Source organism: Kitasatospora sp. NPDC054768 (assembly GCF_053612025.1).
Genome location: NZ_JBSHBN010000315.1, coordinates 1 through 3,182 on the forward strand (window position 1 = coordinate 1; position 3,182 = coordinate 3,182).

The window sequence follows — 3,182 nt, forward strand, 5'->3', positions numbered from 1 at the left end:
TGTCGAGGGTGTGTGACTGGTCGTTGTTTGAGAACTGCACAGTGGACGCGAGCATCTGTGGCCAAGTTTTTAAGGGCGCACGGTGGATGCCTTGGCACTAGGAACCGATGAAGGACGTGGGAGGCCGCGATAGGCCCCGGGGAGCTGTCAACCGAGCTTTGATCCGGGGGTGTCCGAATGGGGAAACCCGGCAGTCGTCATGGGCTGTCACCCGCTGCTGAACACATAGGCAGTGTGGAGGGAACGCGGGGAAGTGAAACATCTCAGTACCCGCAGGAAGAGAAAACAACCGTGATTCCGGGAGTAGTGGCGAGCGAAACTGGATGAGGCTAAACCTTGAGCGTGTGAGACCCGGCAGGGGTTGCGCTCAGGGGGTCGTGGGATTTTTCTTGATCGGTCTGCCGGCCGGTCGGCGAGTCAGAAACCGTATGGGTAGTCGAAGGACATGCGAAAGGTCCGGCGTAGAGGGTAAGACCCCCGTAGACGAAATCTGTACGGCTCGTTTGAAGAACTCCCAAGTAGCACGGGGCCCGAGAAATCCCGTGTGAATCTGGCGGGACCACCCGCTAAGCCTAAATATTCCCTAGTGACCGATAGCGGATAGTACCGTGAGGGAATGGTGAAAAGTACCGCGGGAGCGGAGTGAAATAGTACCTGAAACCGTGTGCCTACAAGCCGTGGGAGCGTCGTTCATCAGCTTGCTGGTGGGCCGTGACTGCGTGCCTTTTGAAGAATGAGCCTGCGAGTTTGCGGTGTGTAGCGAGGTTAACCCGTGTGGGGTAGCCGTAGCGAAAGCGAGTCCGAATAGGGCGGTTGAGTTGCATGCCCAAGACCCGAAGCGGAGTGATCTAGCCATGGGCAGGTTGAAGCGCGGGTAAGACCGTGTGGAGGACCGAACCCACCAGGGTTGAAAACCTGGGGGATGACCTGTGGTTAGGGGTGAAAGGCCAATCAAACTCCGTGATAGCTGGTTCTCCCCGAAATGCATTTAGGTGCAGCGTCACGTGTTTCTTGCCGGAGGTAGAGCACTGGATAGGCGATGGGCCTTACCGGGTTACTGACCTTAGCCAAACTCCGAATGCCGGTAAGTGAGAGCGTGGCAGTGAGACTGTGGGGGATAAGCTCCATGGTCGAGAGGGAAACAGCCCAGAACACCGACTAAGGTCCCTAAGCGTGTGCTAAGTGGGAAAGGATGTGGAGTCGCAGAGACAACCAGGAGGTTGGCTTAGAAGCAGCCACCCTTGAAAGAGTGCGTAATAGCTCACTGGTCAAGTGATTCCGCGCCGACAATGTAGCGGGGCTCAAGCACATCACCGAAGTCGTGTCATTGCAGCATATAGGGCCAACGCCTGCTGTGATGGGTAGGGGAGCGTCGTGTGCCGGGTGAAGCGGCGGTGGAAACCAGTCGTGGACGGTATACGAGTGAGAATGCAGGCATGAGTAGCGATACAAGAGTGGGAAACTCTTGCGCCGATTGACCAAGGGTTCCTGGGTCAAGCTGATCTGCCCAGGGTAAGTCGGGACCTAAGGCGAGGCCGACAGGCGTAGTCGATGGACAACGGGTTGATATTCCCGTACCCGCTTTGAAGCGCCAACGCTGAACCTCTTGATGCTAAGCCCGTGAAGCCGTCCTGGAGCCTTCGGGCAAAGGGAAGTGGTGGAGCCGGTGACCCAACGGGGTAGTAGGTGAGCGATGGGGTGACGCAGGAAGGTAGTCCAGCCCGGGCGGTGGTTGTCCCGGGGTAAGGGTGTAGGCCGAGTGATAGGCAAATCCGTCACTCATTGAGGCTGAGACCTGATGCCGAGCCGATTGTGGTGAAGTGGATGATCCTATGCTGTCGAGAAAAGCCTCTAGCGAGTTTCATGGCGGCCCGTACCCCAAACCGACTCAGGTGGTCAGGTAGAGAATACCGAGGCGTTCGGGTGAACTATGGTTAAGGAACTCGGCAAAATGCCCCCGTAACTTCGGGAGAAGGGGGGCCATTCCTGGTGACGAGTCTTGCACTCCGAGCTGGGGGTGGCCGCAGAGACCAGCGAGAAGCGACTGTTTACTAAAAACACAGGTCCGTGCGAAGCCGTAAGGCGATGTATACGGACTGACGCCTGCCCGGTGCTGGAACGTTAAGGGGACCGGTTAGCTTGGATTCGTCCGGGCGAAGCTGAGAACTTAAGCGCCAGTAAACGGCGGTGGTAACTATAACCATCCTAAGGTAGCGAAATTCCTTGTCGGGTAAGTTCCGACCTGCACGAATGGCGTAACGACTTCTCGACTGTCTCAACCATAGGCCCGGTGAAATTGCATTACGAGTAAAGATGCTCGTTTCGCGCAGCAGGACGGAAAGACCCCGGGACCTTTACTATAGCTTGATATTGGTGTTCGGTTCGGCTTGTGTAGGATAGGTGGGAGACTTTGAAGCCTTGACGCCAGTCTTGGTGGAGTCGTCGTTGAAATACCACTCTGGTCGTGCTGGATGTCTAACCTGGGTCCGTGATCCGGATCAGGGACAGTGTCTGGTGGGTAGTTTAACTGGGGCGGTTGCCTCCTAAAGAGTAACGGAGGCGCCCAAAGGTTCCCTCAGCCTGGTTGGCAATCAGGTGTTGAGTGTAAGTGCACAAGGGAGCTTGACTGTGAGACTGACGGGTCGAGCAGGTACGAAAGTAGGGACTAGTGATCCGGCGGTGGCTTGTGGAAGCGCCGTCGCTCAACGGATAAAAGGTACCCCGGGGATAACAGGCTGATCTTCCCCAAGAGTCCATATCGACGGGATGGTTTGGCACCTCGATGTCGGCTCGTCGCATCCTGGGGCTGGAGTAGGTCCCAAGGGTTGGGCTGTTCGCCCATTAAAGCGGTACGCGAGCTGGGTTTAGAACGTCGTGAGACAGTTCGGTCCCTATCCGCTGTGCGCGTAGGAGTGTTGAGAAGGGCTGTCCCTAGTACGAGAGGACCGGGACGGACGAACCTCTGGTGTGCCAGTTGTCCTGCCAAGGGCATGGCTGGTTGGCTACGTTCGGGAGGGATAACCGCTGAAAGCATCTAAGCGGGAAGCCTGCTTCGAGATGAGCACTCCCACCTCCTTGAGAGGGTAAGGCTCCCAGTAGACGACTGGGTTGATAGGCCGGATATGGAAGCCCTGTGAGGGGTGGAGTTGACCGGTACTAATAGGCCGAGGGCTTGTCCTCAG

At 57.0% G+C, this 3,182-nt stretch carries 1 rRNA gene; it reads left to right on the forward strand.

From position 1 onward, the window contains the following. Nucleotides 1-59: 59 nt before the first annotated feature. Nucleotides 60-3,180 (forward strand): 23S ribosomal RNA (locus tag ACWGKU_RS40735). The last annotated feature ends 2 nt before the right edge of the window (nt 3,181-3,182 follow it).